This is a genomic window from Streptomyces sp. M41 (assembly GCF_043673425.1).
Classification (GTDB): Bacteria; Actinomycetota; Actinomycetes; order Streptomycetales; family Streptomycetaceae; genus Streptomyces.
This window is the reverse complement of sequence record NZ_JBIMKE010000014.1, coordinates 62430-86342: the sequence shown is the minus strand read 5'-3', so window position 1 is coordinate 86342 and position 23913 is coordinate 62430. Positions and strand designations below refer to the sequence as shown.

General features: G+C 72.1%; 24 protein-coding genes. 15 read left to right on the top strand and 9 right to left on the bottom strand.

Annotated elements, in window-relative coordinates; all coding sequences use genetic code 11:
- Positions 1-23: 23 nt before the first annotated feature.
- Positions 24-1316 carry an extracellular solute-binding protein gene (locus ACHBTE_RS19020; RefSeq protein WP_394725118.1) on the bottom strand — a complete coding sequence of 431 codons (1293 nt, stop codon included), beginning with the start codon at positions 1314-1316 and terminating at the stop codon, positions 24-26.
- Positions 1317-1414: 98 nt separating this feature from the next.
- Between ACHBTE_RS19020 and ACHBTE_RS19015 the strand changes: the two genes are divergently transcribed.
- The 3 genes from ACHBTE_RS19015 to ACHBTE_RS19005 all read left to right on the top strand — a co-directional run bounded on the left by ACHBTE_RS19015 (position 1415) and on the right by ACHBTE_RS19005 (position 4675).
- The gene (locus ACHBTE_RS19015) at positions 1415-2392 is read left to right on the top strand and encodes an ROK family protein (protein WP_394725117.1); all 978 of its coding nucleotides are present in this window, start codon (positions 1415-1417) and stop codon (positions 2390-2392) included.
- Positions 2393-2496: 104 nt separating this feature from the next.
- The gene (gene nagA, locus ACHBTE_RS19010) at positions 2497-3603 is read left to right on the top strand and encodes an N-acetylglucosamine-6-phosphate deacetylase (protein WP_394725224.1); all 1107 of its coding nucleotides are present in this window, start codon (positions 2497-2499) and stop codon (positions 3601-3603) included.
- Positions 3604-3745: 142 nt separating this feature from the next.
- Positions 3746-4675, top strand: coding sequence for a 1-phosphofructokinase family hexose kinase (locus tag ACHBTE_RS19005; RefSeq protein WP_394725116.1), 930 nt, complete (start codon positions 3746-3748; stop codon positions 4673-4675).
- A 63-nt stretch (positions 4676-4738) separates the two neighbouring features.
- Here ACHBTE_RS19005 and ACHBTE_RS19000 read toward each other — a convergent pair whose 3' ends face one another.
- Entirely contained in the window at positions 4739-5683 is a 945-nt protein-coding gene (locus ACHBTE_RS19000; RefSeq protein ID WP_394725115.1) for a CBM35 domain-containing protein, read from the bottom strand.
- Between the two features lie 120 nt (positions 5684-5803).
- The gene (gene cdgB, locus ACHBTE_RS18995; RefSeq protein WP_394725114.1) at positions 5804-7462 is read right to left on the bottom strand and encodes a diguanylate cyclase CdgB; all 1659 of its coding nucleotides are present in this window, start codon (positions 7460-7462) and stop codon (positions 5804-5806) included.
- A 330-nt stretch (positions 7463-7792) separates the two neighbouring features.
- On the opposite strand from cdgB, the gene ACHBTE_RS18990 reads away from it, so the two are divergent.
- Complete coding sequence (locus ACHBTE_RS18990) at positions 7793-8392, top strand: flavin reductase family protein (protein WP_394725113.1); 600 nt, start codon at positions 7793-7795, stop codon at positions 8390-8392.
- Between the two features lie 65 nt (positions 8393-8457).
- Positions 8458-8931 carry a GNAT family N-acetyltransferase gene (locus ACHBTE_RS18985; RefSeq protein WP_394725112.1) on the top strand — a complete coding sequence of 158 codons (474 nt, stop codon included), beginning with the start codon at positions 8458-8460 and terminating at the stop codon, positions 8929-8931.
- Positions 8932-8983: 52 nt separating this feature from the next.
- Here the strand turns inward: ACHBTE_RS18985 and arfB are convergent, their stop codons facing one another.
- Positions 8984-9421 (bottom strand): alternative ribosome rescue aminoacyl-tRNA hydrolase ArfB, encoded by a 438-nt coding sequence (gene arfB / locus ACHBTE_RS18980; RefSeq protein WP_394725110.1) that lies wholly within the window; start codon positions 9419-9421, stop codon positions 8984-8986.
- Between the two features lie 291 nt (positions 9422-9712).
- Here arfB and ACHBTE_RS18975 point away from each other — a divergent pair, with 291 nt between their 5' ends.
- Together ACHBTE_RS18975 and ACHBTE_RS18970 are read left to right on the top strand one after the other, a co-directional pair.
- On the top strand, positions 9713-10288 hold the full coding sequence (locus ACHBTE_RS18975) for a TerD family protein (protein ID WP_030050335.1): 576 nt from the start codon (positions 9713-9715) through the stop codon (positions 10286-10288).
- Between the two features lie 91 nt (positions 10289-10379).
- Positions 10380-11375: a GNAT family N-acetyltransferase gene (locus ACHBTE_RS18970; RefSeq protein ID WP_394725109.1), complete on the top strand. Its 996-nt coding sequence runs from the start codon at positions 10380-10382 to the stop codon at positions 11373-11375.
- Positions 11376-11411: 36 nt separating this feature from the next.
- Here ACHBTE_RS18970 and ACHBTE_RS18965 read toward each other — a convergent pair whose 3' ends face one another.
- Complete coding sequence (locus ACHBTE_RS18965; protein WP_394725108.1) at positions 11412-12815, bottom strand: M1 family metallopeptidase; 1404 nt, start codon at positions 12813-12815, stop codon at positions 11412-11414.
- 41 nt (positions 12816-12856) lie between these two features.
- Here ACHBTE_RS18965 and ACHBTE_RS18960 point away from each other — a divergent pair, with 41 nt between their 5' ends.
- The gene (locus tag ACHBTE_RS18960; RefSeq protein WP_394725223.1) at positions 12857-13357 is read left to right on the top strand and encodes a hypothetical protein; all 501 of its coding nucleotides are present in this window, start codon (positions 12857-12859) and stop codon (positions 13355-13357) included.
- A 303-nt stretch (positions 13358-13660) separates the two neighbouring features.
- Here the strand turns inward: ACHBTE_RS18960 and ACHBTE_RS18955 are convergent, their stop codons facing one another.
- Entirely contained in the window at positions 13661-14359 is a 699-nt protein-coding gene (locus ACHBTE_RS18955; protein ID WP_394725107.1) for a pentapeptide repeat-containing protein, read from the bottom strand.
- Positions 14360-14491: 132 nt separating this feature from the next.
- Here ACHBTE_RS18955 and ACHBTE_RS18950 point away from each other — a divergent pair, with 132 nt between their 5' ends.
- Both ACHBTE_RS18950 and ACHBTE_RS18945 read left to right on the top strand, forming a co-directional pair.
- Positions 14492-15652, top strand: a complete 1161-nt coding sequence (locus tag ACHBTE_RS18950; RefSeq protein ID WP_394725222.1) for an FAD-dependent oxidoreductase — start codon at positions 14492-14494, stop codon at positions 15650-15652.
- A 123-nt stretch (positions 15653-15775) separates the two neighbouring features.
- Entirely contained in the window at positions 15776-16756 is a 981-nt protein-coding gene (locus ACHBTE_RS18945; RefSeq protein WP_394725106.1) for a zinc-binding dehydrogenase, read from the top strand.
- A gap of 268 nt (positions 16757-17024) precedes the next feature.
- Here the strand turns inward: ACHBTE_RS18945 and ACHBTE_RS18940 are convergent, their stop codons facing one another.
- On the bottom strand, positions 17025-18431 hold the full coding sequence (locus ACHBTE_RS18940) for an NAD(P)/FAD-dependent oxidoreductase (protein ID WP_394725104.1): 1407 nt from the start codon (positions 18429-18431) through the stop codon (positions 17025-17027).
- A gap of 18 nt (positions 18432-18449) precedes the next feature.
- On the opposite strand from ACHBTE_RS18940, the gene ACHBTE_RS18935 reads away from it, so the two are divergent.
- On the top strand, positions 18450-19373 hold the full coding sequence (locus ACHBTE_RS18935; RefSeq protein ID WP_394725103.1) for an aminoglycoside phosphotransferase family protein: 924 nt from the start codon (positions 18450-18452) through the stop codon (positions 19371-19373).
- 9 nt (positions 19374-19382) lie between these two features.
- Complete coding sequence (locus ACHBTE_RS18930; protein ID WP_394725102.1) at positions 19383-19862, top strand: GNAT family N-acetyltransferase; 480 nt, start codon at positions 19383-19385, stop codon at positions 19860-19862.
- Between the two features lie 94 nt (positions 19863-19956).
- Here the strand turns inward: ACHBTE_RS18930 and ACHBTE_RS18925 are convergent, their stop codons facing one another.
- A complete protein-coding gene (locus tag ACHBTE_RS18925; RefSeq protein ID WP_394725101.1) occupies positions 19957-21723 on the bottom strand; it encodes an HEXXH motif domain-containing protein in 1767 nt (588 codons plus the stop codon).
- Between the two features lie 11 nt (positions 21724-21734).
- Positions 21735-21905 (bottom strand): hypothetical protein, encoded by a 171-nt coding sequence (locus ACHBTE_RS18920; RefSeq protein ID WP_394725100.1) that lies wholly within the window; start codon positions 21903-21905, stop codon positions 21735-21737.
- Between the two features lie 281 nt (positions 21906-22186).
- Between ACHBTE_RS18920 and ACHBTE_RS18915 the strand changes: the two genes are divergently transcribed.
- The 3 genes from ACHBTE_RS18915 (at position 22187) to ACHBTE_RS18905 (ending at position 23897) form a co-directional block, all read left to right on the top strand.
- Positions 22187-22489 (top strand): trypco2 family protein, encoded by a 303-nt coding sequence (locus ACHBTE_RS18915; protein WP_394725099.1) that lies wholly within the window; start codon positions 22187-22189, stop codon positions 22487-22489.
- Between the two features lie 4 nt (positions 22490-22493).
- Positions 22494-23606, top strand: coding sequence for a trypsin-like peptidase domain-containing protein (locus ACHBTE_RS18910; RefSeq protein ID WP_394725098.1), 1113 nt, complete (start codon positions 22494-22496; stop codon positions 23604-23606).
- Between the two features lie 132 nt (positions 23607-23738).
- The gene (locus tag ACHBTE_RS18905; protein WP_394725096.1) at positions 23739-23897 is read left to right on the top strand and encodes a hypothetical protein; all 159 of its coding nucleotides are present in this window, start codon (positions 23739-23741) and stop codon (positions 23895-23897) included.
- Positions 23898-23913: the final 16 nt, after the last annotated feature.

The window sequence follows — 23913 nt, the reverse complement described above, 5'->3', positions numbered from 1 at the left end:
ACCGACAACGCCCCGTCCCTCCCCTACTCCGCGCTCTCCACCCGCGCGGCCGTCGACTGGAGCTGCCCCAGGATCGCTTCGGGGTTGCCGCCGGCCGTGACGGTCCTGCCGATCTGCTGCTTGACCTCCGCGCTGACCGCCGCCCAGGAGGTCCGGCCGACCGGATACAGCTCGGAGAGCGGCAGCTGATCCAGGAAGGGCTTGAGGTCGGCGTCCTGCTTCGCCCCCGTCATCTCCGAGGACGCGGAGTTCGTGACGGGCAGCAGGTCGTAGCGTCGCGAGAAGTCCAGCACGTTCTGCTTGTCGTAGACGAAGTCGAGGAACTCGCCCGCCTGCTCGGCGTGCCCGTTCTTCTTGAAGGCCATCATCCAGTCGGCCACACCCATGGAGAGCTTGGCGGGCCCCTCCACGCCGGGCATCGGCACCATGCCGAACTTCACGCCCTTCTTCGTCGCCATCTGCATCAGCGAGGGGTGCCCGTTGAGCATGCCGACGTCCCCGGCCGCGAAGGCGGAGAACGCGTCGGCCCGGTTGAGCTCACCGGGCGCCACCGGCCCGGTCAGCCCCTTGCCGACCAGGTCGTTCTTGAGCCAGTCGAAGGTGGCGACGTTCTCCGCGGAGTCGATGTTGTACGTACCGGTCTCCGCGTCCGTGTAGCCGCCCCCGCCGCTGAGCAGCCACTGCATCGTCTCCGCCTGCGCCTCCTCGGGCCCGAGCGGCAGCGCGTACGGATACTTCACGCCCGCCGCCTTGAGCGCCTCGGCGTTCGCGGCCAGCTCCTTCCAGGTGCTCGGCGGTGTGATGCCGGCCTTCCGGAAGAGCGTCTTGTTGTAGAAGAGCACGCGCGTGGACGACGCGAACGGAATGCCGTACTGCACGCCGTTCACCTGCCCCGCGTCCGCGAGCTGCGGGACCAGGTCGGCCTGCACCGCGATGGAGAGCAGGTCGTCGGCCGAGTAGAGCAGATCCTTCGCCGCGTAGTCCGCGTACGCGCCGATCTGCGCCAGGTCCGGGGCGTCCCCGGCGGCCACCATGCCCTTGACCTTGGCGTCGACGTCGTTCCAGGAGTACACCGTGACGTCGATCGTCACGTCGGGGTGCTCCTCCTCGTACTCCCTGGCGAGCTTGTCCCAGTACTTCTGGGACGTGTTCGTCCCGCTGTCGCCGTAGTCGGCCGCGACCAGCTTCAGCGTGACTTCGTCCGAGCCGCCGGTCAGCCCGCAGCCGCCGAGGACCACCGTCAGGCCCAGCGCGGACACCGCCGCGATCGTTCCCGTACGCCTACGCCGCTGCACGCAAAACCGCCCCACACCCATGTTCGAAAACTTTCGAAACGTCATACAAATTGCCCCCTAAGGTCTACACCACGTAAGTGGACTAGACCTTTCTCGGGTATGCAAGCCAAACTGTCCCCGTGAGACATGTCATCGCCCTCGATGTGGGCGGCACCGGGATGAAGGCCGCCCTCCTAGGGGCGAGCGGCACCGCGCCGGCCGACGGCCCGCCCGCCACGGCCGCCCTGCTCCACCAGGCCCGCCGACCCACCGGGCGGGAGCGCGGGCCCGACGCGGTCGTCGAGGGCATCCTCGACTTCGCCGCGGAACTGCGCGCCTACGGCGAACAGCGCTTCGGCGAGCCCGCGGCGGCCGTGGGCGTCGCCGTCCCCGGCATCGTCGAGGAGGAGCGGGGCATCGCCGCCTACTCGGCCAACCTGGGCTGGCGGGACGTACCCCTGCGGCAGCTGCTCTCCGAACGGTTCGGCGGCGTCCCCGTCGCGCTCGGCCACGACGTGCGCACCGGCGGCCTCGCCGAGGGCCGGATCGGCGCGGGCCGGGGCGCCGACCGCTTCCTCTTCGTGCCGCTCGGCACCGGCATCGCCGGCGCCATCGGCATCGACGGCCGGGTGGAGGCGGGTGCGCACGGCTTCGCGGGCGAGATCGGCCACATCGTCGTACGGCCCGGCGGTGCCCCCTGCCCCTGCGGGCAGCGCGGCTGTCTGGAGCGGTTCGCCTCGGCGGGCGCGGTGAGCGAGGCATGGGCCGCCGCCTGCGGGGACCCGGCGGCGGACGCGGCGGCCTGCGCCAAGGCGGTCGCGTCCGGCGACCCGAACGCCGTGCGAGTCTGGCAGGAGGCCGTGGACGCCCTCGCCGACGGCCTGGTCACCGCGCTCACCCTGCTGGACCCGCGCACCCTGATCATCGGTGGCGGCCTCGCCGAGGCGGGGGAAACCTTGTTCACACCGCTGCGGGACGCGGTCCGGCAGCGAGTCACCTTCCAGAAACTGCCGGAGATCGTCCCTGCCGCCCTGGGCGACACGGCGGGATGCCTCGGCGCCGGGCTCCTGGCCTGGGATCTCCTGGGCAACACCGACGGTACGGAGGTAACTGCCTGATGGCCAACGCCCCAGGGGCGCGGGGAACTGCGCGACCAGCCACGCACAGCCCGCACCCCGCATCCGGCAAGGCGCCCCTGATCCTCTCCGGCGCCACAGCGGTGATGCCCACGGGAACCGTCAAAGACGCCCAAGTGATCGTCGACGGCACCCGCATCACGGGCGCGGCCCCACCGGACGCCCGAGTGATCGACCTCGCCGGCCACTACGTGGTCCCCGGCTTCGTGGATATCCACAACCACGGTGGCGGTGGAGCTTCGTTCACTTCGGGCACGGCAGACGACGTGGTCACCGGCATCCACACCCACCGCCTGCACGGCACCACCACCCTGGTCGCCTCCACCGTGACCGGCGACATGGACTTCCTGACCCGCCGCGCCGGCCTCCTGTCCGAGCTCGCCGAGCAGGGCGATATCGCAGGCATCCACTTCGAGGGCCCGTTCATCTCGCCGTGCCGCAAGGGCGCCCACTCCGAGGAGCTGCTGCGCGACCCGGATCCGGCGGACGTACGCAAGCTGATCGACGCGGCACGCGGCCACGCCACGATGGTCACCCTCGCCACCGAACTGCCCGGCGGCCTGGAGTCCGTACGGCTGCTGGCCGACCACGGCGTCATCGCGGCGATCGGCCACACCGACGCCACGTACGAGCAGACGGTGCAGGCGATCGACGCGGGCGCCACCGTCGCCACCCACCTCTTCAACGCGATGCCGCCGCTCGGCCACCGCGAGCCGGGCCCGATCACCGCCCTGCTGGAGGACGAGCGGGTGACGGTCGAGCTGATCAACGACGGCACCCATCTGCACCCGGCCGCCCTCCAGCTGGCGTTCCACCACGCGGGCGCGGACCGGGTCGCGTTCATCACGGACGCGATGGACGCGGCCGGCTTCGGCGACGGCCGTTACATGCTCGGCCCGCTGGAGGTCGAGGTGGCCGACGGGGTCGCCCGCCTCGTCGAGGGCGGCTCGATCGCGGGCTCCACGCTCACCCTGGACCGGGCCTTCAAGCGGGCGGTGACGATCGACCGGCTGCCGGTCGAGGACGCGGTGGCGGCCCTGTCCGCCAACCCCGCCAAGCTGCTCGGCCGCTACGACCGCATCGGCTCCCTGGAGCCCGGCAAGGACGCCGATCTGGTGCTGCTGGACGCGGCCTTCGACCTCAAGGGCGTGATGCGCCGGGGTGAATGGGTGGTTGAGCCCCAACTGGGGTGATCTGTCCTGCTGTTGAGGGCGGCGGTTGGCCTGGGAGACTGGGCCGGCCGCCGCCTGTTTGGCATGATCAAGCATCCGGGCGAAGCGTCCGGCAGACAGACGGCGAACGCACTCTTAACTTCTTCGGGGGAGGTCCGCCCAGGTGATCCTCACGGTCACGCTGAACACCGCTCTCGACATCACCTATCGGGTCCGGTCGCTACGGCCGCACGCCTCCCACCGGGTCTCCGAGGTGACCGAGCGCCCCGGCGGCAAGGGCCTGAACGTGGCCCGGGTGCTGGCGGCCCTCGGCCATGAGGTGACGGTCACGGGTTTCACGGGCGGCGCGACGGGCCGCGTGGTCCAGGACCGGCTCACGGCCACGCCCGGCGTGGTCGACGCCCTGGTCCCGGTCAGCGGGCCGACCCGCCGCACCATCGCCGTGGTGGACGACCGCACCGGCGACACGACCCAGCTCAACGAACCCGGCCCCACGGTCACGCCCGCCGAATGGTCCGCCTTCCAGGAGACGTACGCCGCTCTTGTGACCTCCGCCTCGGCGGTGGCCCTGTGCGGCAGCCTGCCGCCGGGGGTGCCGGTGGGGGCGTACGCCGGTCTGGTCCGTGCGGCGAAGGCCGCCGAGGTTCCGGTGCTCCTCGACACCAGCGGCGAGGCACTGCGCCGGGGCGTCGCCGCCCGCCCCGACCTGATCAAGCCCAACGCCGACGAGCTGGCCGAGCTGACCGGTTCCCATGAGCCGCTGCGCGCCACGCAGGACGCCCGCAGACGCGGCGCCCGAGCGGTCGTCGCCTCCCTCGGCGAGGCCGGCCTGCTCGCCCTCACCCCCGAGGGCCGCTGGCGAGCCACCCCACCCACCCGCCTCCACGGCAACCCGACGGGCGCCGGCGACGCGACGGTGGCGGGCCTGCTGTCGGGCCTGGTGGAACACCTCCCCTGGCCCGACCGCCTGGCCCGCGCGACAGCACTGAGCGCGGCGACCGTGGCGGCACCGGTGGCGGGGGAGTTCGACCGAGGGGTCTATGCGGAGCTGCTGGCACGGGTCACCGTGACCAGGGAGACGGCGGCGGCCTGACGCCCGGTACGGCTGAACGGCAGCCGCCGGCTCAAAGCGTCCGGTGGGTGACGGCCCGCGAGGCTAGCTGCCGGATTTGACCCAGCCCTTGACCAGCCACATCTGGTCGAGGAGGGCGTCGCACTGGTTGCCCTGCTCGCAGGAGACCTTGATCGTGTTGGTTCCCTTGTTGAGCTGGATCCAGTTGTAGGTCGCCGTCCAGCCCTTCTCGTAGTCACCCTCGGCGGCTTTCGCCCAGTTCTTCAGGTCGACGGGGTTCTCGGAGGGCGTGCCGTTGACCGTGAGCGTGGCGTTCTGGTCCTTGCCCGGAACGCTGTAGCCGACGTTGACGGTGTACTTGCCCGACTTCGGAATGCCGTTCACGGTCCAGGTGACCGAGGAGCCGACCTGATTGAAGCCGCTGACATAGACACCGCCATCGGCCTTGGCGCCCTTGATGTCGGACGCGGTGGCGGCGCCGCCGGCGAGGGCGAGGGCCTTCGTGTCGATCGTCGGCAGGTCTTCCTCGGCCGCCTGGCTGTTGCTGTTCGAAGGGCTGGGCGCGCTCGACTGCTCCGACTGCGTCGGCTTGGTCGTGGCGTCGTCCTTCGCCTTGTCGTCCTTGCTGCCGCCCAGCATGGCCACGCTGATGCCGATGACGACCGCCCCGACGACCGCGATCGCGCCGATCAGCAGGCCCTTGGTGTTGGGGCCGGAGCCGCGCCCTCCGCCTGAGCCGCCGCCGCTGTGGGCCGGCTGCTGCGGGGCCGTCGGTGCTCCCCCGGGAAACGTCTCCGGCGCCGCGTAGTGCGCGTTCGGCTTTCCGTACGCGCCCTGCTGCTGCGGTATCTGCGGCGCGGCGGGCTGGCCGTACTGGCGGTGGCCGACCGTGCGCACCCGGTTGACGGCGTTCGGGTAGCCGTAGCCACCGGACGGCGGCTGGGCCCCATTGGCCTGCCCGTCGGCGTAGAGGTAGCCGAACGGGTCGTCGTCCTCGGGCGTGCTCGCGCCGTTGTTGCCGGACGTCATCCCTTGGTACTCCTCACCAGGTGCGGGTGGATGCCATGCGTGTGGTCAGAATGGCGAGCCTACCCGCTCTCCCTGGCCCAAACGGGTGACTCGGATCGCACCGACCCGCTGACCTGGGCCTTACCCGGCGCGTCGATGTTGTTTGGGACGAGATCGTTTCTCTACGTACATCCGCTCGTCAGCGGACTTCAACACTTCGTCCGCAGTCATTCCACAGTGCGCCCACCCGATGCCGAAGCTGGCGCCCACCCGGACGGCCCGCCCCTCGGCCCTGATCGGCTGGATGATCTCGTTGCGCAGCCGCACGGCGAGGTCCTGGGCGTCGGCCCGGCCGAGCCCGTCGGCGAGGATCACGAACTCGTCGCCGCCGAGCCGGGCCACGGTGTCGCCGTCCCGCACCCCGCGGGTCAGCCGCCGGGCCACCTCGATGAGGACCGCGTCACCCGCGTTGTGCCCGAACCGGTCGTTGATCGACTTGAAGCCGTCGAGGTCGCAGAAGAGCACCGCGAGCCCCTTGGTCCCGTCGTCGCGCTCGCTCTCCACCGGGGCGACCGTGTGGACGTGGTGGTCGAAGGCGTCGTACGCCGTCGTGGCGGGCCGGAAGTCGAAGCCGTGGCCGTTGGCGTCGAAGACCGCGGGGTGGCCGTAGGCCGCGTCGGTGGACTCCAGGGCGCCCGCGTGGGCGGGCCGCTTGCACAGCCGGGAGGAGAGGCGGGCGCGCAGCTCGGCGGAGTTCGGCAGCCCGGTGAGCGAGTCGTGCGAGGCGCGGTGGGCGAGCTGGAGCTCGCGGCGCTTGCGGTCCTCGATGTCCTCGACGTGGGTGAGCAGGAAGCGCGGTCCGTCGGCGGCGTCGGCGACGACGGAGTTGCGCAGCGAGACCCAGACGTAGGTGCCGTCCCGGCGGCCGAGGCGCAGTTCCGCCCGTCCGCCCTCCGCCGAGGTCCGCAGCAGGGTGCCGATGTCCTCGGGGTGGACGAGGTCGGAGAAGGAGTAGCGGCGCATCGCGGAGGCGGGCCGGCCGAGCAGCCGGCACAGCGCGTCGTTGGTGCGCAGGATCCGGCCGTGCTGGTCGCCGCCCATCTCGGCGATGGCCATGCCGGAGGGGGCGTACTCGAAGGCCTGCCTGAAGCTTTCCTCGCTGGCCCGCAGGGCCTGCTGCTCGCGCTCCAGCCTGACCAGTGCCCGCTGCATATTCGCGCGTAGACGTGCGTTGCTGATGGCGATCGCCGCCTGGAACGCGTACATCTGGAGCGCCTCGCGCCCCCACGCGCCCGGCAGCCGGCCGTTGCGCGGGCGGTCCACGGACAGGACGCCGATCAGCTCGCCGCACGCGCCGCCCTGCACACCCTGGGTGTACATCGGCGCGAAGAGCCGGTCGGAGGGGTGCCACTCGTCCTCGAAGCGGGGCGCGGGACCGTCGGTGTACCACTGCGGTACGTCGTCGTCGTCGAGGATCCAGCCCTCGGTGTGCGGTATGAAGACCAGGTCGCCCCAGTTCTCGCCCATGTTCAGCCGGCGCTCCCAGGACTCGCGGGAGCCGACGCGGCCGGTGATGAGGGCCTCGGCGGCGGGGTTGCCGGCGAAGGCGGCGACGACGAGGTCACCGTCGGGGCGCACGAGGTTGACGCACGCGAGCTCGTAGCCGAGGCCGGTGACGACGCCGTCGGCGACGGTCTGGAGTGTGTCCGCCAGGCTTCGGGCCGTGTTCATGTCAGCCATGACCTGGTGCAGTTTTCGCAGGGTCGCAAGACGGACGTACGGCTCCGACTCGGTCTCCATGCTCGCCCTCCCCCCGAGACCTCGCAGCGAATCAAGGGTTCTCTTCGGCGTAACGTTCCTTACTGGTCTTCCCCGCCACTGAATCACAGCGCGCTGCCCACTCGGTACACAGGGTCAACAATTAATGGCTCTTGTGACTCAAGTCACAGGTAAACGTGAACAATTGAGCGGTGTTTCTGCGTTTTTCCTGTGCGTTTCCTGAACGCAAACTCGGCGCGTGTGTGGAGGTACCGCGAAACGGCCTGGAAGAAGGTAGGTCGGGAGTCCTAGGTCCGTTCTCGGGCGAAGGCCCGATGTGCCGTGCGCGGCACCGACATTAGCGTTTTCGCCGTGCCGAACACTTCTCCTGCCGCGCCGCCCGCGACCGCCGCCCTCCCCGCCTCCCGGAGCGCCTTTGGGCATGCTGAGGGAGTGAGCAACGACGACTTCCGTGCCGCCATGTCGCGGCTGGCAGCCGGTGTGGTCCTGGTGACCGCGCTGGAGCCGCCGCTGGACCCGGACGACCCGCACGCGCCGGCCGGCGAGGACGTCGGCATGACGGCGACGGCGTTCATGTCGGTGTCCCTGGACCCGCCGCTCGTGCTGGTCAGCCTGCGTACGGGCGCCCGCATGGACGACCTGCTCGACGAACAGCCCCTGTGGGCGGTCTCGGTGCTCGCCGAGAGCCAGCGCCACATCGCCGGCCGCTTCGCCATGAAGGGCCGCGTCAGCGACCGGCTGCTCTTCGCCGACATCCCCTACGTCCGCGGCAAAGAGACCGGCGCCCCCCTGGTGGGCGGCGCGCTGGCCACCCTGGAGTGCCGCACCGAGCAGCGGGTGACGGCCGGTGACCACACCCTGGTGATCGGCCGCGTACTGTCGGCCTCGCTGCCGAGTGCGGACGGGGGACCGCTCACGTATTTCCGGGGCCGTTACCGGCACTTGGCGTGAGTTCCCGGTGGTGCGGGAACGCAATTGCATGGCATGCGGTTGATCATCCCGCTTACCGTTCCGGGATGACGTCCACCACTTCATCTCCGCGCCTCGAAAAGATCACACCCGGAAACTTCGAGGCCGCAACCGGCATACGGGTCCGCCCCGACCAGGAACACGCGGTCTCCCCCGTCATGCGGTCCCTCGCCGAGGCATACGTGCACCCCGGCGTCGCCTGGCCGCGTCTGATCGTCGACGACGGCCGCCCGGTCGGGTTTCTGATGGCCTTCTTCGACATCGACTGGTACGAGAACGGCACGGTCTTGCGCTCCGGACTGTGGCGGCTGAACATCTCCGCCGAGGAACAGGGCCGCGGTTACGGCCGGTTCGCGGTCGAGTCGGTGGCCGCGGAGATCCGCCGCCGGGGCGGCGATCAGTGCTACGTCACCTGGCACCCCGGCGCCGACGGCCCGGAGGACTTCTACCTCGGCCTCGGCTTCCGACCCAACGGCGAGAAGAGCGAGGGCGAGACCGTGGGCGTGCTGGAACTCGGCTGACCCGGGCGGTGCACCTGCCGGTGCCTGCCGCCTACCGGTACCGACCGGTGCCCTACCCCCAGTCCCGCCCCGACCGTCCCCGCTTCGTCTGCGCGCGCTGCTTCTTCTCCCTCAGCCGGCGTTCGTTGATGCCGCGAGGGATCCGGGTGGGCTTGCGGGGCTTGGGGGGCGGGGCCGTCGCCTCGGCGAGCAGCGCCGCGAGGCGTACGGCGGCGGTCTCGCGGTTGCGCCACTGCGAGCGGTGCTCGGAGGCGCGGACGGTGAGGACGCCGTCGACCAGCCGCCCGGCCAGCCGCTGGAGCGCCCGCTCCTTCCACACCTCGGGCAGCGCCTCGGTGCTCGCCAGGTCGAACCGCAGCTCGACCTGCGAGTCACTGGTGTTGACGTGCTGCCCGCCGGGGCCGCTCGATCGCGAGAAACGCCACATGAGCTCGGCCTCGGGGAGCGAGACGGAGCCACGGATGACGTGAGGACCGGACATGCCGTCCATGTTCCCCGTCCTGTCCGGTCCACGTCACCCGAATATCCCTCCGGACCCTAGGGATGCTCGCGGGCCCCGCCCGCGGGTGCTCCTGATCCTTCGGGTGCTTCTGATCCTGATCCTTCGGGTGCTCCCGGCTCCCTTCGGGTGCTCCCGGCTCCTTCGGGTGCTCCTGGAGCCCTACGGGTGCTCTTTGGCAAAGAAAGTAAAGACACCTGGAACCTCCGGCACCCCTCTCCGCGTTCATAGGGGTAGCTGTAGCGTCTAGCCGTACCGCAACGAGGGAAGGGACTCCCAACAATGGCTGTAAGCCTGTCCAAGGGTGGCAACGTCTCGCTCACCAAGGAGGCTCCGGGCCTGACCGCCGTCACCGTGGGCCTCGGCTGGGACGTCCGCACCACCACCGGCACGGACTTCGACCTCGACGCCTCGGCGATCGCGGTCAACCCCACGGGCAAGGTCTACTCGGACGCCCACTTCGTCTTCTTCAACAACAAGCAGACCCCGGACAGCACCATCGTCCACACCGGTGACAACCGCACCGGCGAGGGCGCGGGCGACGACGAGGCGATCAACGTCAACCTGGCCGGCCTCCCGGCCGACGTCGACAAGATCGTCTTCCCGGTCTCGATCTACGACGCGGAGAACCGCTCGCAGAACTTCGGCCAGGTCCGCAACGCCTACATCCGCATCGTCAACCAGGCCGGCGGCGCCGAGATCGCGCGCTACGACCTGTCGGAGGACGCGGCCACCGAGACCGCCATGGTCTTCGGCGAGCTCTACCGCAACGGCGCCGAGTGGAAGTTCCGCGCCGTCGGCCAGGGCTACGCCTCGGGCCTGGTCGGCATCGCGCAGGACTTCGGCGTGAACGTCTGAGCCCACCGCACGCTGTACGGAACCCCCGGCCGCCCGGCCGGGGGTTCCCGCGTTCCGGACGCTTCACCCAGGCCCGCGAAAGGTTGCCCACGTGATACTCGACCCCCTCCCCCTCACCCCCGACCACGACATCCCCGCCCCGGTCCTGACCGAACTCACCGCCCTCTACGCCTCCAACCGCGACTTCCACGCGCTCAGCGGTGACTTCCCGAACCCGGACGACGTCCGCCCGGAGCAGGTGGCCGCAGCGCTGGCCGAGGAGTTGGCGGCCCCGGGGGCGGGCGTGCTGCTCGCCCGCAGCGAGGGCCGCCTGGTCGGCATCGCCGTCACCCTGGACCGGCACCCGGACCCGGTCGACCCGGACCCGTGGATCGGGCTGCTGATGGTGGACGCGACCGCCCACGGCCAGGGACACGGCCGCAAGCTGGCCACCCTCGTCGAGGACCGCTTCCGCACGACGGGCCGCACCGCCGTACGCCTGGCCGTCCTCGACAGCAACCCCGAGGCCCTGGCCTTCTGGAGCACGCTCGGCTACGAGACGATCGGCTACGGAAGGGACCGCCAACTCGACCGCGCCTGCACGGTCCTGCGCAAGTCGCTGGCCGACCCCCCGCACACCCCGCCCACCCCGCGCACCCCCCGCCGAGCCGCCCGCGTGGCCGTGCTCGACCCCGAGGGCTCGGTCTTCCTCTTCCGCTACGACAACTCCGAGGTCGGCGTCCACTGGGCCCTGCCCGGCGGCGGTCTGGAGGCGGACGAGACACCCCGCGAGGGCGCCCTGCGTGAACTGCGCGAGGAGACCGGCTGGACGGACCTGGAGCCGGGCCCCCTGCTGTGCACCTGGGAGCACGACTTCACGCACGCGGGCACCCCGGTCCACCAGCACGAGCACGTCTACGTCACCCAGGGCCCGCACCGCGCCCCGACCGGCCCCCACCTCGCCGCGGCCCACGCCGCCGACGGCATCCTCACCTGGCGCTGGTGGACCCGCGCGGAACTGGCCGACGCCCCCGAGCCGCTGTGGCCCCCGGACCTGGCCCGGCTGCTGGACGAGCGGGACGCGGGCGCGACAGCGACCGAAGGCTGAGGCGAGGGCGAGGGCGAGGGCGAGGGCGCCTGAACGTTACGGCCGGTCGGGCTTTCCCTCGCCGTACAGCCAGTCCTCCCAGACGGCGCTGAGATCCGCGTCCGGGGCCTTCCCCTCCACATACGCCGTGAAGTCCTCGGTGTCCGCGTTCCCGTGCCGGTGGTCGGCCGCCCAGCCCTGGACGATCTCGTGGAAGGTGTCGTCCCCGACGGCCTGGCGGATCTTGTGGAGGACCATCGCGCCGCGCTGATAGACGGGGGCACCGGAGATGTGCGCGGCGCTCGTCGGCTCCGCGGGCGGGAAGGACCACAGGTCCTCGTGCTCGTCCTCGCCGTGGTCGTACAGGGCGTCGAAGGTCTCCTGCGCGCTGTCGCCGTCGGCGTCCTCCTGCCACAGCCACTCGGCATACGTGGCGAAGCCCTCGTTGAGCCACATGTCGCGCCAGCTCTTCGGCGTCACGGAGTTGCCGAACCACTGGTGGGCGAGCTCGTGCACGAACAGCTCGGTGCCCGGGGCGCCGGGGAAGACGGGCCGGTTCTGGGTCTCCAGGGCGTATTCGGCGGCGCTCTCGGGGGCGACGACCGCGCCGGTGGAGGAGAAGGGGTAGGGGCCGAAGTTGTCCTCGGCCCACTCCATGACCTCGGGCAACCGGTCGAGCACGGCACGGCTCGCGTCGGCCTGCGCGGGGGCGACCGCGGTGAGCACGGGCAGCTCGCCGTCGGCCTCCGTGGCCACGGTGGAGCGGCGGAGGTCGTACTCGCCGATGGCGAGCATGGCGAGGTAACCGGCCATGGGCTCGCCGGTGTGCCACCGGAACGTCGTACGGCCGTCCCGGGTGCCGCGGTGCGTCAACTCCCCGTTGGAGACGGCCTTCAGGCCCTCCGGCACGGTGATCGCGATGTCGTACGCCGCCTTGTCGGACGGGTGGTGGTTGCCGGGGAACCACGCCATGGACCCGGTCGGTTCCCCGAGCGCGAGCGCGCCGCCCGACCCGGGAAGCCAGCCTTCCTCCGATCCGTCGGGGTCGGTGAGGGTCTCGGGGGTGCCGGAGTAGCGGACGGTGAGCCGGAAGGTCTCGCCCTCGTCGAGGTCGTCGCGCGGACGTACGACCAGCTCCTGGCCGTTGCGGCTCCAGCGGGCGCGCTCGCCCTCCACGGTGACGCGCTCCACGTCCATGCCCAGCAGGTCGAGATTGAGGGCGGAGAGGTCCTGGGTGGCGCGTGCGGTGATGTCAGCGGTACCGGAGAGTCGGCGGTCGTCGGGGGCGTAGGCCAGGTCGAGGGCGTAGTGCGTGACGTCGTAGCCGCCGTTGCCGGCCTTGGGGAAGTAGGGATCGCGCAGGCCGGAGCCGCCCGGGGTGCCCTCGACGCCGCCACCGCACGCCGTGAGGACGAGCAGGGCGGAGGTGACAGTCAGGGCAACGGGCGCGAAACGGGACACGCCAGTGATCCTATGAGGTGGAGCGTGACACCATCACCTCCGTGCTCGACATCGGCTACGCCCTCTCCACTCGCTTCCCGGACCCGCCGCAGACGGACTACCGCCGCGCGGACGTCCGCACCCTGCGGCACGACCTGTTCTGCGGGGACGTCTACCTCGCCGACACCAAGGCGGACCGGGAGCTGTCCACAGCCTGGGGATGGGTGCCGGTGCTCGACTTCGCCTGGGCGCTGTGCGACATCGCCGAGCGGCTGGACCAGGACCCGGCCGGCTCCCGAGCCTCCCGCCCGCAGCACGCGGAACTGGACTTCACCGAGTCCACGGACCGCATGCTCTTCGAGCGCCGGTTCGGCTGGGTGGACATCGAGGCGGACTGGATGCCGGCGGAGGAGGCCCCGCTGACCTTCTCGCACACCGAACTGCGCCGCGAGGCACGTGACTTCCTGCACGACCTGATCGCCGACCTGGTCGACCTGCACGAGGATCTGGGCGAGAACCCGGCGATCTGGACGCTCCAGGCGCGCTTCCCGCGGGTGGGCTAGCTGCGAGCGGGCCGGCCGGCTGACCGGCCGGCCGTGACAACGGACGAGCCCCTCCCGTCGGTACGGGAGGGGCTCGTCATCGGAGCGCCGGGCAGGCCTTGCACCTGCATTTCCCCGCAGGAAGCGGGGCGTCTTTCCTTGGACCACCAACGCAGCACCGTCCGCCGGGAGTTCCGGCGACCAGCTCAAGATCAAGCATACACGCCCACCCGCCTCTTACCTACTCGTCCTCCTACTCGTCCCCCGCTCGTCCTCCTACTCGTCCCCCCGCTCGCACTCTTACTCGTCCCCCGGCTCGCCCTCTTACTCCGTCTCCACCCGCAGCCCCATCTCCGCCGCCAACACCGGAGCCAGGTGGAGCAGTTGCGAGGGGCTGATCACCGCCCCCGCCAGCCGGTCCACGCCCCGCGAGACGTCCAGCTCGGCCGCGCGGCGCAGGTCCACGTCCGTCAGGGTCGCCCCGCTGAGGTCCGCCCTCTTCAACGCGCAGTCCACGAACTCCACGCGCTCCAGCCGGGCACCCCCGAAGTCCGGCTCGACCAGGACGCAGCTGTCGAAGACGACGTCCTTGAGCTTGGCCTTGCGCAGGTTCAGATAGTCGATCTTGCCCCCGCGCACCACGACCCGCTCCAGCACCGCGCCATGCAGCTGCGCCCCGCCCAGACGGGCGTCGATCACCTCCACATCGCGCAGGGTCGACTCGGCGAGGTCGGTGCCGACGCCCCGCGGGGCGGTGAGGACGGAGTCGAGGATCCGGGCGTGCCGAAGGCCCGTCTCGTCCAGGACGCAGCCCCGCAGGGCGCAGTCCATGAAGCGGGCGCCGCCGCCGTCCTGCCCGGCGAGGTCCTCCTCCTGGAAGTCCAGGCCGTCGTAGTCCCCGTCCGGCTCCAACCGCCCGCCGCGGAAGGGCTCCAGCGGCGGCAGCCGCACCTCGGGCCGCCGCGCGCCCTTCACACCGCCCCGCCCAGGACCGCCACGGTCACCCATCGCTCTCCTCACCATGCCCCCATGCTGCACCCCACCACTGACAGCGCCCCCCGATGTCACATTCCACGGCCCCCGTCCCGTCGTACTCACGAAGACAGCGCGAGAAACGCGACCCCGAGCAGAGGGAGCATCCCAGTCATGCACCGGATCACCCGGATCACCGTGATCGGCGGCGGTTTCGCCGGGCTCACCGCGGCCATCTCCGCCGCCGAGGCCGGCGCCAAGGTCACCGTGCACGAAGCCCACCACACCCTCGGCGGCCGGGCGCGCACCGCCGAGGGGCCGTACCGGACGAACGAGGGGCCGCACGCCTTGTACAACGGCGGCCCGCACTGGGCCTGGCTCAGGCAGCGGGACCTGATCGGGCCGCTCGCGCCGATCCCGCCCCTGGAGGCGGCGCGGCTGCGGCTGCGGCACCGCGGTGTGCTGCGCCGTACGCCGCCGTTCGCCATGCTCAAACTGCTGCGGCGCGGGCTGCCGCCGGCACCCGTCGACGTCGACTTCATGACCTGGGCGACCGGTGTCGCCGGCGAGGAGGGCGCCCGGGCCGCCGCGCACTACTCCGCCGTGGCCCTGTTCCACCACGATCCCGGCGCGTTGTCCGCCGCGTTCGTGCAGGAGCGGCTGCGCCGGGCCACCAAGCTGCCGCCCGAGGCGCACTACCCGAGGGGCGGCTGGGCGTCCCTCATCGACCGGATGGCGGCCCGGGCCTGGAACCTCGGGGTGCGGATGGAGACGCTGTCCCGCGTCGACGAGTTGCCGACCGACACGCCCGTGGTCGTCGCCACCTCCCTCGACGCCGCCCGCCGACTGCTCAAGGACGACTCCCTGACCTGGACGAGCGGCCGTACCGCACTCGTCGACCTGGCGGTGCGCACCCGGCGCCAGGACGCCTTCGCCGTGTCCGATCTCGACGGGACGGGATGGCTGGAGCGGTTCACCGCGCAGGACCGGTCGCTGGCACCGGCCGGCGAACAGCTGATCCAGGGGCAGCTGCCGCTCGCGCCGCACGAGTCGAAGGCGGACGGCGTGGCGCGGGCCGAGCAGCTTCTCGACCTCGGTTTCCCGGGCTGGCGCACACGGGTCACCTGGCGGCGCGAGGCCGTCGCGAACGGCCGCACCGGTGCCGTCGACCTGCCCGGCACGAGCTGGCGGGACCGTCCGGCCGTGGACCGGGGCGACGGCGTCTATCTGGCGGGCGACCAGGTCGCCGCGCCCGGCGTCCTGTCCGAGGTGTCCTTCAACAGCGCGCTCACGGCCGTGTCCCTGGCCCTCGGCCGGCACACCCTTGACCTCGAGCGTGCTTGAGGTTGCAGCATCGAGCTGCCTCCTCCGAGGCGGGTGCGGCGGTGACCTCCTGCCGCCCCCCGCACCGCACACAGGGCACGTCACGCAAGGCACGTCACGCAAGGCACATCCGATGGGGGACCCATGCACGCCATCCGCCTGCACACGTTCGGCCCGGCCGAGAACCTCACCTACGAGCAGGTCGACGACCCGGTACCGGGCCCCGGCCAGATCCGGATCGCCGTCGAGGCGGCCGGTGTCCATCTGCTCGACACGGCCCTGCGCGAGGGTCTCCGGGGCCCGGCGCCCGAGCCGCCCGTCCTGCCCACGATCCCCGGCCGCGAGGTCGCCGGCGTCGTCGAGTCCCTCGGGGAGGGCGTGGCCGCGCTCTGGCTCGGCAAACGCGTCGTCGCCCACCTCGGGTTCGCGCCGGGCGGCTACGCCGAGCTCGCCGTCACCGATGTCGAGCGCGTCCACGAGATCCCGGCGCATCTCGACTTCGCCGAGGCCGTCGCCATGATCGGCACGGGCCGTACGGCGATGGGGATCCTCCAGTTCGCCGAGCTCGGCCCGGATGCGGTGGCCGTGATCCCAGCGGCGGCCGGCGGCATCGGCACCCTGCTCGTGCAGTACGCCAAGAACGCCGGCGCCGTCGTCGTCGGCCTCGCGGGCGGACCGCGCAAGGCCGCGCTCGTGCGGGAGAACGGTGCCGATCTCGCCGTCGACTACACCGACCCCGCGTGGCCCGGGAAGGTCCGCGCCTTCCTGGGCGGGCGCCCGGCGACCGTGGTGTTCGACGGCGTCGGCGGCGAGGTCGCCCGTGAGTCGGTCGCCCTGCTCGGCCCCGGCGGCAGACACGTCGTCTTCGGCTGGTCCGGCGCGGGGCTGCACGACGGCGAGCCCTACCTCGTCGACGGTGTCTCCGAGGAGGTGCTCGGCCCGGTGATGATGCAGAAGGCCGGCGGCCCCAACCCCGTGCGGACCCTGGAACTGCGCGCTCTCGCCGAGGCCGCCGCGGGCCGCCTCACCCCGGCCGTGCAGCGCTTCCCGCTCGCCGCGGCTACGGCCGCCCACCGCGCCCTCGAGACCCGCCGGACCACCGGCAAGGTGGTGCTGGAGCCATGACCGGCCGCGCGTCCTGCCGGAGCCCGGCATCCCGGCCGCCGGCACAGGGGGCGCCCCGGATGCGACCCATCCCGGATCGTGGTCTTCTGGCCAGGTGAGGCCGGTACCGGAGCCGGTGGCCCAGGACCCGCTGCACAGACGGAGGAGGGGCCCCCTCGGACCGCGGAGCCCCTCCCCCGTCCACGCACCACTGATCGTCCTGCCGTCTGCGTACCACTGGTAGGAGTACGTCGTCGGCGCGGGCTCCACGTCCCGTTGGGGGTTGCGCTCAGTGCCGCCCGGCCACCCGGTCGGCGATCCGCGCCAGTTTCGAGGGCTCGGCGCGGTTGGTGAGGTCCTCCCGCCGGTCCGCGGCCCGGTAGGTGGCGTACAGCCCGTGCACCCCGAGCCACCGGAAGGGCTCCGGTTCCCATTTGCGCACCTTGTGCCCCACCCAGGGCAGTTCGGTGAGCCCGGTCGGGCCGCCCTGCCCCGAGTCCAGCTGGACCAGGTCCCGCAGCGTCCGCGCGGCGAGGTTCGCCGTGGCCACGCCCGAGCCGACGTAACCGCCCGCCCAGCCGAGCCCGCTCGACCGGTCCAGTGTCACCGTCGCACACCAGTCGCGCGGCACCCCGAGCACACCGGACCAGGCGTGCTCGACGCGCACCCCGGCCAGCGACGGGAAGAACCGGACGAGGATCTCGCGCAGCGCCGCCACCGTCTCGGCCTGGGTCCGCCCGTCGTTGTCGGTGCGGGACCCGAAGCGGTACGGCACTCCGCGCCCGCCCAGCGCGATCCGCCGGTCGGCCGTGCGCTGGGCGTACATGTAGGCGTGGGCCATGTCGCCGAGCGTCTCCAGCCCCGCCCACCCCACCGACTCCCACTGTTCGCCGGTCAGCGGCTCGGTGGCGATCATCGAGGAGTTCATCGGCAGCCAGGTCCGCTTCTCCCCCTTCAGCGCGGCCGTGAACCCCTCGGTGCAGCGCAGCACATAAGGGGCGCGGACCGTGCCGTACGGCGTGACGGCGTGCTTCGGCCGGATCTCCGTGACCGGTGTCAGCTCGTGGATGGTGACGCCGAGCGCCGCCACGGCCGCCGCGAGGCCCTTCACCAGCTTCACCGGGTGCAGCCGCGCGCCGTGCGGTGTCCAGGTGGAGCCGACCGCGTCCGCGACCTTGATCCGCTCCGCCGTCTCCCTAGCGCCGTAGAGCGCACGGTCCTTCTCGCCGTACGCCAGTTCGTGCTCGTGGAATGCCTTCAGCCGCGCCCACTGGGCCGGTGTACGGGCGACCTCCAGGACGCCGCCCTTGTGGACGTCGGCGTCGATGCCCTCGGCCGCCGCGACCCGGACGACCTCCTCGACGGTGTCGTTCATGGCCTGCTGGAGCCGTACGGCCGCCTCGTGGCCGTGCAGTTTCGCGTACCGGTCGCGGCCCGCGATGCCGTTGTACAGCCAGCCGCCGTTGCGCCCGGAGGCCCCGTATCCGCAGAACTTCTGCTCCAGGACGGTGATCCGCAGGAAGGGGGCCGCCTTCTTCAGGTAGTACGCGGTCCACAGTCCCGTGTACCCGCCGCCCACGATCACGACGTCCGCGGAGGCGTCCCCCGCCAGCGGCTCGCGCACCTCGGGGAGGCCGTCGTCCGCGTACCAGTAGGAGATGCCGCCGTTGACGGCACCACTGTCCGAGCTGCTCATGCGAGGACGTTAATTGGAGTGAGCCGATTCCGGTACACCAGTAGGGTCCCCAAAGTGATCGACATCCCGGAGGAACTCGCGGCGGTACAGGCGGAGGTCAACGGCGATGAGGGGCGGGCGTTCATCGCACGGCTGCCGGAACTGGCGGCGGAGTTCCTGCGGCGCTGGGGCCTGCGCGTCGACGGCCCGCCGATGCACGGCTGGTCGGCCCTGATCCTGCCGGTCACGGCGGCCGACGGCACCCGCGCCGTGCTGAAGCTCCAACTCCTCGACGAGGAGAGCGCGGGCGAGCCGGTGGCCCTGCGCCGGTGGGACGGCGACGGGGCGGTACGCCTCCTCGGCCACGACGAGGCGAGCGGCACCATGCTCCTCGAACGCCTCGACCCGGACCGCATGCTCGCCCACCTCCCGGACGTCCATGAGTCCGTCCTGGTCATCGCCCGCCTGCTGGCGCATCTGACGTCGTTCGCCGCGCCCACCGGGCTGCGCCGCCTCGGCGACATCGCGCGGGACATGCTGGAGCAGACCCCGGGGGCGCTGCGGCAGATCCCCGACCCGCGAACCCGCCGCACGGTCGCCGACTGCGCCGCCGCCGTACGGGAGGTCGTCGACGAGCCCGGCGACCGACTGCTGCACTGGGATCTGCACGACGAGAACGTCCTCGCCTCCGCGCGCGCCCCATGGCTCGCCATCGACCCCAAACCGCTCGCCGGCGACCCGGGTTTCGAGCTGTGGCCCGCCCTCGCCAACCGCTTCGACGCCGCCGACGTGCGCTGGCGCTTCGACGCCATGACCGACGTCCTCGGCCTGGACCGGGCACGCGCGCGTGCCTGGACGTACGGCCGGCTGCTCCAGAACGCGCTGTGGGACGTCGAGGACGGCAACGCGCCGGAGGAGCAGCATCTGGAAATCGCCCGGCGGCTGCGCGAGCCACGCGGTTAACCTCACGGCATGATCCGCACCGCCGCACCCGACGACATCCCCGCCCTGCACGCCCTGATCCGTGAGCTCGCCGAGTACGAGAAGGCCCCGCACGAGGCGAAGGCCACGCCGGAGCAGCTCCATGAGGCCCTCTTCGGCGACCGCCCGGCCGCCTACGCGCACATCGCGGCCGACGACGCGACCGGCGAGACCGTCGGCTGTGCCATCTGGTTCCTGAACTTCTCCACCTGGCGTGGCGTCCACGGCATCTACCTGGAGGACCTCTACGTCCGCCCCACGGCCCGAGGTGCCGGACACGGCAAGGCCCTGCTCACCGAACTGGCCCGGCTGTGCGTGGAGCGTGGCTACGAGCGCCTGGAGTGGTCCGTACTCAACTGGAACACCCCGTCCATCGCCTTCTACGAGTCCCTCGGTGCCCGCCCTCAGGACGAGTGGACGGTGTACCGCCTGACGGACGAGGCGCTGACGAAACTGGGCAGCGGCGGCTGACGGCGGACCCACTGCCGCACCGCCCGCTCTCACCGCCCCGCCCGCTCTCACCGCCGCACCGCCCGCTCTCGACCGGTCAGGTCGACGCCCGCTCTCAGCGGGTCACGTCGACGCCCGCCAGGGCGCGGCCCAGCCGCAACGGGTCGGCCCGGCCCCCCAGTTCCGTGTGCAGGGCCATCGCCCACTGCGGGCGGGCGAGCAGAGCGTCGCCCGCCGGGTCACCTGCGGCCCGGGCGGCCAGGCCGAGCCCCACCCAGGTCTCCGGGTCGCCGTCGCCGCGGCCGATGCGCGCGAGGCAGGCGCTCAGTGCCCCGGCCGGATCCCCCGTGACCAGCGCGATGTCCTCCGGCCGGGCCCCGCTCACCGTGCCGCCCGGGTCGTCGCGCAGCGCCTCGAAGCCCGCCGGGTCGGCCAGCGACCAGCGCAGCAGGACCGCCCGCGTGTCGAAGCCGCGCGCCGGGCTGCCCGGGGTGAGCGTCCCCTCGGTCGTCGGGGACGGGAGCGGGTCCCCGTCGGCCCAGGCCGCGGCGAGCGCGCCGACCTCCCGTGGATCGGGCCGCAGATGGTGGGCCCGCCAGGTCGCCCTGTGGTCCGCGACCGCGAGCTCGGCGGCGGACCGGGCCCGCGCGTCGACCGGCTCGTCGAGCCAGGGTTCCAGGCGCCGGGACAGCTCGCCCACCAGCCGTCGGCCCAGCTCGGTGAGCCCCTCCGCCGAGGCGATCGCCCGCAGCGCGTACGCCGTCTGGGCCCTCCACAGCGCGAACTCGAACTGCCCGAGCGCATGGGTACGCCGCCGCCAGAACCCGGTGACGCCGAAGAAGGCGTACACGCCCTGGAGCAACCCGCCCAGCGGCCGGGGGTCGTCGCGCCACGGGGCGTAGTGCAGCCCGGCGCTCCGGTCGTCGTACAGGGTGAACAGGTGCATGAAGGCGCTGAGCTTGTTGTGCTGGAACTCGTGGACCAGCGTGGACGCGAGCTGCTCGGCGTCGTCCGGCATCGACGCCAGCGCGGCCCCGAAGGCGTCGCCCGAGGAGGCACTGTGCGGCCGGAACCGCTCGGCGCGCGGTCGCGGCACCAGCGTGACGAGCCCGCCGGCGAGCGCGTCGGCCTCCTCGGTACCGCTGCCGCTGCCGCTGCCGCTGCCGCGCAGGATCTCCCAGGCCGCACCGAACAGTTCCTGCCAGGCGGCGGCGTGGTCCGGGGGCTCGGGGGCCGTCGGTCGGCGCAGGGAGCGGTAGGGATCGATGCCGTCCAGCAGCAGGGTGCAGCCGGCGGTCCGCAGCTCGGTCAGGCCGTGCCAGTCCGGCCCCGCCAGTGGCCGCCCGCCGATGCGCACGCCCTCGGCACCGGCGACGACTTCGGCCACGCACCATTCCGCCGGTCCGGGCACACGCATGGCCCCGAGCGAGGGAAGCACCGCCCAGCCGTGCCGGACCGGGACGGTCGTACGGAATTCGAGGCCGGCGCGGATCGCCGCGCAGGCCGCGATCGCGTGCAGGTGACCGGTGTCCGCCCACAGAGGGGCGTCGTCCTCGGCGGTCCCGCGCAGCCGGCGCAGCGTATGCGCGGCCCACACGCCGACGGGCGGATAGAGCAACAGCCGTTCCACCGCGCCCTCGTCCGCCGCCCGGGCCCTGGACAGCAGCAGCCAGCCGTCGCCGAGCGGGGGCAGCGGCCCGGTGGGGGCCGCCACGGCCGAGTCCAGCAGGGCCCGTACGACGAGCAGGCGCCAGCTGCGCTCACTCGCCCGCAGCGCGTCCACGGTCGCGGGACCGCCGCCGCCCGCCAGCAGTTCGTCGAACGACCGGGGAGGCAGGGAGTGTCGGCGGGGGCGGCGGTCGGTCTGCGGTGTGCGGGACACGGAGGCGGGGCCTACGCGTCGCGCTGCGGGTTGTAGCCGCCGAGGCTGCTCGCCGGGTCGTCGATACGGCTGAGCAGCCGCCGCATGGAGCCCTCGGCACCGGAGAGGTCGAGGGACGGCCAGGCGTCCAGGGGGACCTCACTGAGATCGATCAGCTCGGACTCGACCGACGACTTCTCCATGACCCGTCCTTGTGACAGTGAAAGTGCTGACGTACGTGAAGGTGCTGACGTGAAGGGTGCTGATGTGAAAGTGCTGACGTGAGGGTGCCGGCATCGAAGGTGCAACGAGAATGCGATGAGTACGGATCGCGATGAATACCCGCAATGATCCTGACCATCACATTTTCAGGTGTTTTCATGCCGCTTCAGCACCCTAATGCATCACAGGATTCGCACAGCTCAACAGCGCGGAACCGGCCCCCGATCGAGTGACGGCAGGCCGATACGGGTAGGCCCCGTTCGTGATTGAACTCGCGGAGATGATCGAGGAGTTGCGCAGGGAACTGACCGCCGCGCGGACCGCCGCGGCAGGTGAGGACCTCTACTTCGAGGTGGGCCCTGTGGAGTTGGAGGCGACCGTGGCGGTGGAGCGGTCGGCGACGGCGGGCGGCAAGATCCGCTTCTGGGTGGTGGAGGCGGGCGCGGACGGCCGGGTGGCGGACAACGTCACCCACCGGATCAAGCTGACCCTCGATCCGCGCACCCACAGCGGTGGCGGACGGGCGCCCTGGGTGGGCGGCGACGAGGCCGAGCGGGAGCGCTGAGCCGATGCCGGCAGCGGACGGGCGCCGCGGGCTGGACCCGGTGCGGGTGGCGGAGGTGCTCGCGTGCACGGCACAGGGCACCGGACGCCGTGGTTCCGGATACCGGGTGGGGCGGCGCTGGGTCCTCACCGCGGCCCACGTCGTCAGGGACGCCGACCCGGCGGCCACGCGGGTGCGTTTCGAGGCCGACCGGGCCGACGAGTGGACGGTGCCCGTCGACGTGGTGCTGGCCTCCGACAAGGCCGATGTGGCGCTCCTGGAGATCTCCGGGCCCGTGCCGGCGGGCGTGCACGCGACCGCCGCCGAGTCCCCGCCCGCGTACGGCGCCCTGTCCGACGCGGACGACGTACTGCCGGTCACGGCCATGGGCTTCCCGCGGTTCAAGCTGCGCGAGGACCGGATGCGCCGGCTCGACGACGGCTCGCCGTCCCAGTACCGCGACTCCTGTCACGCGACCGGGCTGACGTCGGTGCTGTCCAACCGCCGCGAGGGCACCCTCGAACTCGCGGTCACCCCACCCGGATCGGACCCCGAGCCGGACCGGTCACCGTGGGAGGGCATGTCCGGCGCGGCGGTCTGGCACGACGGCACCCTCGTCGGCCTGGTCAGCGCGCACCACCGCACGGACGGACTGGGCAGGCTGGCCGCCGTCCGTGTGGACCGCTGGCACGCCCTGCTGACCGGCGCCGAACTCGCCCTGCTGCACCGGCATGCCGGGCTGCCCGCGACGCCGGACGAGCTCATCCACGCGTCCGCCCCGCATCCGGGAGCGACGGCACCGGCCGGCCTCACCCACCTCCCGGACGATCTTCCCCTGCGCGAACTCAACGGCCTGGTCGACGCGTTGACGGCGCTCCCCACGGTCAGCGACCGCACTTCCCTCGCTCTCGTCCTGGCCGGCATCGACCCGGTGATCGCCGCCATGAGCCCCCGCTCCCCCGCCCTGCGCCCGGACGTCTTCGGCATCGTACGGACGTGCCTGCGCTACCGGGGCACACTGGACCAACTCCTCGAAGCCATACGCTTGTTGGAGGGCGGCTCGGCCGGCGTGGCCCGCCTCGACCAGGAGGCGGCGGAGTTGTCCCGACGCCACCGCCGAGCCGACGGGAGAGGCTGACCTGATATCGCGGCGCCGTGCGGACGCGGGGTTTCATCCTCTGTACGGCGGGCCATTATCAGGGGGATGTGGGCAGATCGCATCCACCAACCAGTCGGGGAGGGAAGGGGTTTGGCCGTCATGGAGCCGTCTGTGGCCGCCGTCGAGTCCAATCTGGTCGATCTCGCGGGGGTGTCTCTTGAAGCGCTGCGCTCCATTGACGGTCGAGTTCTCGCCACGTCATTGCAGGAGCTGCTGCGAGGGATCGACCACCCGGCGGCCAGTGTCAGTGACTACAGAAACGTGGAGTAGCCGGGCTGGCACCGGC

Excerpts from the sequence above, each read along its gene's own strand:
- ACHBTE_RS19020 (WP_394725118.1), bottom strand. The coding sequence starts at position 1,316 with ATGGGTGTGGGGCGGTTTTGCGTGCAGCGGCGTAGGCGTACGGGAACG.
- nagA (WP_394725224.1), top strand. The coding sequence starts at position 2,497 with ATGCCCACGGGAACCGTCAAAGACGCCCAAGTGATCGTCGACGGCACC.
- ACHBTE_RS19000 (WP_394725115.1), bottom strand. The coding sequence starts at position 5,683 with ATGACGTCCGGCAACAACGGCGCGAGCACGCCCGAGGACGACGACCCG.
- cdgB (WP_394725114.1), bottom strand. The coding sequence starts at position 7,462 with ATGGAGACCGAGTCGGAGCCGTACGTCCGTCTTGCGACCCTGCGAAAA.
- ACHBTE_RS18985 (WP_394725112.1), top strand. The coding sequence starts at position 8,458 with ATGACGTCCACCACTTCATCTCCGCGCCTCGAAAAGATCACACCCGGA.
- arfB (WP_394725110.1), bottom strand. The coding sequence starts at position 9,421 with ATGGACGGCATGTCCGGTCCTCACGTCATCCGTGGCTCCGTCTCGCTC.
- ACHBTE_RS18975 (WP_030050335.1), top strand. The coding sequence starts at position 9,713 with ATGGCTGTAAGCCTGTCCAAGGGTGGCAACGTCTCGCTCACCAAGGAG.
- ACHBTE_RS18955 (WP_394725107.1), bottom strand. The coding sequence starts at position 14,359 with ATGGTGAGGAGAGCGATGGGTGACCGTGGCGGTCCTGGGCGGGGCGGT.
- ACHBTE_RS18945 (WP_394725106.1), top strand. The coding sequence starts at position 15,776 with ATGCACGCCATCCGCCTGCACACGTTCGGCCCGGCCGAGAACCTCACC.
- ACHBTE_RS18940 (WP_394725104.1), bottom strand. The coding sequence starts at position 18,431 with ATGAGCAGCTCGGACAGTGGTGCCGTCAACGGCGGCATCTCCTACTGG.
- ACHBTE_RS18930 (WP_394725102.1), top strand. The coding sequence starts at position 19,383 with ATGATCCGCACCGCCGCACCCGACGACATCCCCGCCCTGCACGCCCTG.
- ACHBTE_RS18920 (WP_394725100.1), bottom strand. The coding sequence starts at position 21,905 with ATGGAGAAGTCGTCGGTCGAGTCCGAGCTGATCGATCTCAGTGAGGTC.
- ACHBTE_RS18910 (WP_394725098.1), top strand. The coding sequence starts at position 22,494 with ATGCCGGCAGCGGACGGGCGCCGCGGGCTGGACCCGGTGCGGGTGGCG.